This is a genomic window from Parasynechococcus sp. (genome assembly GCF_042954245.1).
Lineage (GTDB): Bacteria > Cyanobacteriota > Cyanobacteriia > PCC-6307 > Cyanobiaceae > Parasynechococcus.
Window position 1 is genome coordinate 1 of the sequence record NZ_JBGKDP010000158.1, and the last position, 6,041, is coordinate 6,041.

General features: G+C 60.0%; 5 protein-coding genes and 1 pseudogene. 2 read left to right on the top strand and 4 right to left on the bottom strand.

Annotated features, from left to right (window positions below):
- Window positions 1-180: pseudogene (locus ACGVJ8_RS07125) on the top strand (short-chain dehydrogenase); the annotation flags it as partial.
- Here the strand turns inward: ACGVJ8_RS07125 and ACGVJ8_RS07130 are convergent.
- On the bottom strand, window positions 162-557 hold the full coding sequence (locus ACGVJ8_RS07130) for a DUF2237 family protein (protein WP_392346738.1): 396 nt from the start codon (window positions 555-557) through the stop codon (window positions 162-164). The pseudogene ACGVJ8_RS07125 and the gene ACGVJ8_RS07130 sit on opposite strands and share 19 nt — an antisense overlap.
- Window positions 558-668: 111 nt before the next feature.
- Between ACGVJ8_RS07130 and ACGVJ8_RS07135 the strand changes: the two genes are divergently transcribed.
- Window positions 669-899: a hypothetical protein gene (locus ACGVJ8_RS07135; RefSeq protein WP_392346740.1), complete on the top strand. Its 231-nt coding sequence runs from the start codon at window positions 669-671 to the stop codon at window positions 897-899.
- Window positions 900-933: 34 nt separating this feature from the next.
- On the opposite strand, the gene ACGVJ8_RS07140 is transcribed toward ACGVJ8_RS07135, so the two are convergent.
- From ACGVJ8_RS07140 to ACGVJ8_RS07150, 3 genes are read right to left on the bottom strand one after another with little or no spacing between them, the layout of a single operon-like run.
- Window positions 934-1,206: a DUF4090 family protein gene (locus tag ACGVJ8_RS07140; protein ID WP_392346743.1), complete on the bottom strand. Its 273-nt coding sequence runs from the start codon at window positions 1,204-1,206 to the stop codon at window positions 934-936.
- Between the two features lie 54 nt (window positions 1,207-1,260).
- On the bottom strand, window positions 1,261-4,887 hold the full coding sequence (gene metH / locus ACGVJ8_RS07145; protein ID WP_392346745.1) for a methionine synthase: 3,627 nt from the start codon (window positions 4,885-4,887) through the stop codon (window positions 1,261-1,263).
- 50 nt (window positions 4,888-4,937) lie between these two features.
- Window positions 4,938-5,852 (bottom strand): branched-chain amino acid transaminase, encoded by a 915-nt coding sequence (locus ACGVJ8_RS07150; RefSeq protein ID WP_392346749.1) that lies wholly within the window; start codon window positions 5,850-5,852, stop codon window positions 4,938-4,940.
- Window positions 5,853-6,041 lie beyond the last annotated feature (189 nt).

A 6,041-nucleotide genomic window follows, 5' to 3' on the forward strand; every position in this document is an offset into this window, starting at 1 on the left:
CTGCTTCATCCCGGCACGACGCACACAGACCTGTCTCGTCCGTTCCAGAGCTTCGTGGCACCGGAAAAATTGTTCTCACCCGAACGGGCCGCTCAGCAGTTGGTGGAGGTTTTGTTGCAACAGACCCCAGAACAATCAGGGGCCTTTCTCGCCTGGGACGGTCAGTCGATTGATTGGTGAGCGTGCTGCTTCAGCTGCTCAAGGCTGACCACAGTCAGGGCCGTGTCTTCCGTGGCCTCCAAACGCACCAGCGGTGCGACGCCATCCTCGTAGGCCTGCTTCCAGCGCGGCGCACAGACGCACCAGTGGTCTCCTGGTTTCAAGCCCGGGAACTGAAAGGCAGGCATCGGCGTGATCAGGTCATTGCCCTGGGCCTTGCTGTAACTGAGAAATTGCTCGGTCATCACACAGCAGATGCTGTGCTGGCCGAGATCCAATGGATCGGTTTGGCAGAGACCATTGCGATACCAACCCGTCATCGGCTCACAACTGCAGCTCTGCAGTGGGTCGCCAAGAACGTTCCTGGCCGGGGGAAATTCGGGGCTACTGCTGGACATCTGAGTGCTGAATTGAGAGGGAGTCTGCCCAAGGAATGGCACATTTTGACTTCAGACGGTTGACGAACCCCTGGGGGAGCGGGTTAAAGGTCATTCAGTCATGTCCACTCGATGGATTGGGAGTTCACTGAAGACGCTGCGTTTCTGGCGCTCTGCGATGCGTTTCGCGAGAGCGGCGAAAGCTCGGCGATCGAGTTCCTTGCCAATGGAGAGGGAGCCTTTCATTTCCAGGACCTGGCTCAGAACGCCGCTGGCGAAGGCCTTGATCTGAGCGAGTCCAGCGCCCTGGAATCGTTTCAGCAAGAGGTGATCGACACGATGGAGAAGCTCTGCCAGAATTGAGCCCGGCAGAAGTTGGTTCTCCGTCAGCTGAAGATCATCCGTAGAAGAAAGCGATCTCCTTGTCCTTCAGACCATCCCAACCGGCCTCCTGGAGCCTTTGATTGAGCGTTTCCTGGTCGAAATGCTTGGCTCCGGTCTTGACCACCCGGTTGCGCATCGATTTCAGAACACCACTGCGAGCGCGCTGACTTTCCAGATCCATCACTTGGTTGTACAGAGCGAGCATCGCATCAGGGATTGGACTTCCATCGAGATCGACACCCGCTTTGATGGCGGCATCGACACCATCCGGTCCGGCAATGGCCATGGTGAGCAGAAACAGGGCGCCTCAGGCTATGGGATATGGGACGCCCCTCAGGGCTCAGGTGCTGAAGTAACGGGCCTGGGAGTGGAGAGCCACCAATGCTGTGGTGCTTTGCTCCGGTTCGAGCTGGTCGCTCGCGTCCATGCTGAGGCCGATCCGATCGGCGCCGAGCCATGCCAGCTGCTGCCTGGAATCAGCCACATTGGGGCAGGCGGGGTAGCCGAAGGAGTAACGACTACCGCGATAACGCTGCGCCAGCACATCCCGCAGTGCCATGCCGTCAGGATCAGCGAAGCCAAGTTCGGAGCGAATGCGTGCGTGCACCCATTCAGCCATCGCTTCGGCCATCTGCACCGCAAGGCCGTGGAAGTATAGGTAGTCGCTGTAGCGATCGCCCTTGAACAACTCCTGGGCCACCACGGAGGCCTTCTGGCCCATGGTCACGGCCTGCATCGGCAGCACGTCCGTAGGGCGTCCATCAGGGTCTAAATCGTTGAAGAAATCTGCAATGCAGTAGCGGTTGCCAGACCGCTGACGGGGAAGCTCAAAACGCCCGAGTTCCCGCGTGCCATAGGCATCGAACACCCGAAGGTTGTTGCCATCGCGTCCTGCAGGGAAGTAGCCGTACACCGCCCGGGGGGTCAACAATAACTCGTCGATGCAGCGCTGCATCCACTCCTTCAGCACCGGCTCTGCCTTCTCCGCAAGCATCGCCTTGTAATCGTCCCGGCTCTGCTCCTTGGTTTTGCGGAGCATCCACTGGCCAGCAAAGAGAGCATTGCGATCGAGGTAGTGAAAGACCTCAGCGATGTCGATGTCGGCCTCAGTGATCACAGCAGAGCCCAGGAAGGGGGGCACCGGTGCGGCTTCAGCGGGGACGGCGTCGGAACGATCCGCGCTCACCGGCGGCAGATCCGCTGCTGGAACATCCGTTGAGGAGGCGGATGCCTCCTCAACGTTCTCGGAAGTTGTCGACTCTTCATCCAGGCCAACGCCTTGGGGAACATCAGCCAGAAAGCCCTTGGTGTTGTTCCAGTTGTCGCTGCGCTTCGCATCCATCAACGCATCCATGAAGCGCAGATCAGCGAAGGCATCACGGCCGTAGATCACCTTGCCGTCGTAAACCTCGCGGCAGTCCTTCTGCACGAAGCGCGGCGTTAGGGCCGCACCGCCGAGAATCACAGGAACATCGATCCCCGCATCATTGAAGGCCTGGAGGTTGTCCTTCATGAAGGCCGTGGATTTCACCAGCAGACCGCTCATGGCGATGCAATCGGCCTGATGTTCACGCTGAGCCTCAACAATGGCCTCACAGTTCTGCTTGATGCCCAGGTTGATCACCTCGTAGCCGTTGTTGGTGAGGATGATGTCCACCAGGTTCTTGCCGATGTCATGGACATCGCCCTTCACCGTGGCGATCAGGAACTTGCCCTTGCTCATGCTCTCGCCTTCGCTTTGTTCCATGTGCGGCTCGAGGTGAGCCACGGCGGATTTCATCGTCTCGGCGCTTTGCAGCACGAAGGGGAGCTGCATCTGGCCGCTCCCGAACAATTCACCCACCACCTTCATGCCATCCAGCAGGAAGGTGTTGATGATCTGCAGAGGGGGATAGGTCTGCAGCGCCTCGTCCAGGGAGGGCTCAAGGCCGATGCGCTCCCCATCAATGATGTGCTGCTTGAGCCGTTCCTCAATCGGCAGATCAGCCAGCGAGGGGCCTGAAGCACGGGCTTCCTTGGTGCTGACTCCCTCGAACAGCTTAGTGAGTTCGGTGAGCGGGTCGTAGACGCAGATGCCTTCCTCGAAACGGCGGTTGTCATTGATCAGATCACGACACACCGTCTGGTGGTCATCGCTGATCTTGATCAACGGAAGAATCTTGGCGGGGCTGACGATGGCCGAATCCATGCCGGCTTCACAGCAGTCGTGGAGGAAGACCGAATTGAGGGTGATCCGGGCCGCCGGTGACAGGCCGAAACTCACATTGCTGACCCCGAGCACCACGTGCACACCGGGGAGGTTCTCCCGGATCATCCGGATGGCATCCACGGTGGCGCGACCATTCAGCCGGTCTTCCTCGATGCCAGTGGAGATGGGAAGGGCTAGGGGGTCGTAAAAGATCTCGTGGGCAGGGATACCGAACTCCAGGACATCGCGATAGGCCCGCTGGGCGATGGCGAACTTCTTCTCGGCCGTTCTAGCCATACCGTCTTCATCGATCGTGCCGACCACCACAGCGGCGCCGTAGCGGCGAGCAAGCTCCAAAACCTTGAAGAAGCGCTCATCACCGTCTTCGTAGTTGGTAGAGTTAAGAACGCACTTGCCCCCGGCCACCTTCAGGCCCGCCTCCATCTTCTTCCACTCAGTGGAGTCGAGCATCAGGGGCAGGTTGACGTTGGTGACCAGACGACTCACCAGCTCGTGCATGTCCCGTTCGCCATCGCGACCGACGTAATCGACGTTGACGTCGAGCACGTGAGCGTTTTCCTTCACCTGATCGCGGGCCACCGACACCAGCCCATCCCAGTCTTCCTCGGCCAACAGTTCGCGCACTTTTCGACTGCCACTGGCATTGAGCCGCTCACCAATGATCAGGAAGGAGTTGTCTTGGTGATATGGCGTGACGCCATAGATCGACGAGGCGGCGGGCTCGTAATTGAGGCTGGGTCGCACATCCTCCGCGCTGGCGCGATTCCAGCGGGAGGGGCGTTGAGCCGGCTTGAGCTCCTGGGCCAGTTCCGCCAGGCTGCCGATGTGGGCGTGGGTGGTGCCGCAACACCCACCGATCACCTGCACACCGAGGTCTTCAACGAAGTGCATGAGCTGCATCTTCAGCTCCACCGGCGTGAGGCGGTAATGGGCCACACCACCAACGTTTTCCGGCAGACCAGCATTGGGAATGCAGCTGACGGTGAAGGGAGAATGCTCGGAAAGGTAGCGAATGTGCTCCTTCATCTGCTCCGGACCGGTGGCGCAGTTCAGGCCGAGGATGTCGATTGGGAACGGCTCAAGGATCGACACCACGGCAGCGATGTCCGTGCCAACGAGCATGGTGCCGGTGGTTTCCATCGTGACCGACACCATCAGGGCCCGCCGCTCACCGGTGGCTGCAAAAGCCTCTTCGATGCCCTGGAGAGCTGCCTTGATCTGCAGCACATCCTGACAGGTTTCGACAATGAACAGGTCGACATTGCCGGCTATCAGTCCCTCAGCCTGCTCGCGGAACGAGTCTCGCATCGTGTCGAAATCGATGTGGCCGAGGGTGGGCAGCTTGGTGGTGGGTCCCATGGAGCCCGCCACGAAGCGGGGCTTCTCAGGGGTGCTGAATTCATCAGCCATTTCCCGGGCGAGCTCGGCTGCCCGCTTGTTCAGCTCGAAGGCCTTGTCTTCCAGGCCGTATTCCGCCAGGACGATCGATGCAGCGCCAAAGGTGTCGGTCTCGATGACATCGCAGCCCACTTCGAGGAACTGGCGATGCACAGCCTTGACCGCATCCGGCTTGGTGACCGCCAGGTTCTCGTTGCAGCCCTCCAGGTCAGGACCACCGAAATCATCCGCGGTGAGCCCCAGCCCCTGAAGGCTGGTGCCTGTGGCGCCGTCGAACACCAGCACAGGGCGCTGCGGCCCATGCAGGTACTCGAGGAATGCAGAGGTGGTGGCTTGCCGATCTGCCTGCGTCACCACCATCCATGCACCCTCGAGGAAGCACTGATCTTAAGAAAGGCTCAGGGCGAACTTCAGCCGATTGGAATACGGGTAACCCAGTGCTCATAGGCGGGGTCCCGCCCTTCGGTGATCGCCACCAGCTTGACCTTCAGTGCATCCATCACAGGACGCTTGGCGTTCAGCACCGTGGATTCGATCTGACGGATCGGCGTCACCTTGGCGGCCGTACCGGACAGGAACACTTCATCAGCGATGAACAACTCAGTTTTGTCGACCGGACGTTCAATCACAGGGATGTCCATCGCTTTAGCCAGTTCAATCACGCTAGCGCGGGTGATGCCCTCGAGGATGTCCTGATCAACTCCAGGCGTGATCAGCTGGCCATCACGCACCAGGAACAGGTTCATGCCGCTGGCTTCACCGATCTTGCCGCGACTGTTCAACAGCAAGGCTTCGTCGAAACCGCTCTGCACGGCTTCCGTCTTGGCCAGGGAACTGGTGATGTAGGCGCCGGAGATCTTGCCGCGCAGCGGCAGGGAGCGGTCCTCCTGACGGGTCCAGCTGCTGATCCGGCAGCTCACCCCCTCCGGAGACAGGTAATCCCCCAAGGGGAGTCCGTAAATCAGGAAATCGGTCTCGATGTTGTGCAGGCGCGGGGCGATGCCCAGATCGCTGGTGTAGACGAAGGGCCGCAGATAGATCGGCTGGTCAGGCTTGTTGACCTGCAGCATTGCGGTGAGGGCCGAGAGGATCGTCTCCTCACTCAAATCCGTGAGCAGCAACCTGGCGCTCTGGCTCAGACGCCGGGCGTGCCGATCGGCGCGGAACAGCAGCATGGTGTTGCTGTTCTGGGGATCGGGAATGGCACGCATGCCGCCGAAAGCACCGGTGCCGTAATGCAGCGCATGGGTGGCAATGGAGATCCTGGCCTCCTCGAAGGGAACGCACTGGCCCTGGAACCAGGCATAGGGCAGGAACTGATGCATCACCGTGATGGATCCGACCGCTGAATCTTCTCACCACCGGGCTCCGCAATACGGAGAATGGGGCCATGCATCGCCTTGCCATCTGTCCGGGTCTGGACCCACCGGAAAATGTGGTGCTCGTTGAGCAGCCGAGCGCAGATGTGCTGTTCCTCACCAGTGCAGGCACAGACATCAGCTGTCTCGACGCCT

Bases quoted from the DNA above. Each gene is read 5' to 3' on its own strand.
- ACGVJ8_RS07130 (WP_392346738.1), bottom strand. From the start codon at position 557: ATGTCCAGCAGTAGCCCCGAATTTCCCCCGGCCAGGAACGTTCTTGGC.
- ACGVJ8_RS07135 (WP_392346740.1), top strand. From the start codon at position 669: ATGGATTGGGAGTTCACTGAAGACGCTGCGTTTCTGGCGCTCTGCGAT.
- ACGVJ8_RS07140 (WP_392346743.1), bottom strand. From the start codon at position 1,206: ATGGCCATTGCCGGACCGGATGGTGTCGATGCCGCCATCAAAGCGGGT.
- metH (WP_392346745.1), bottom strand. From the start codon at position 4,887: ATGGTGGTGACGCAGGCAGATCGGCAAGCCACCACCTCTGCATTCCTC.
- ACGVJ8_RS07150 (WP_392346749.1), bottom strand. From the start codon at position 5,852: ATGCATCAGTTCCTGCCCTATGCCTGGTTCCAGGGCCAGTGCGTTCCC.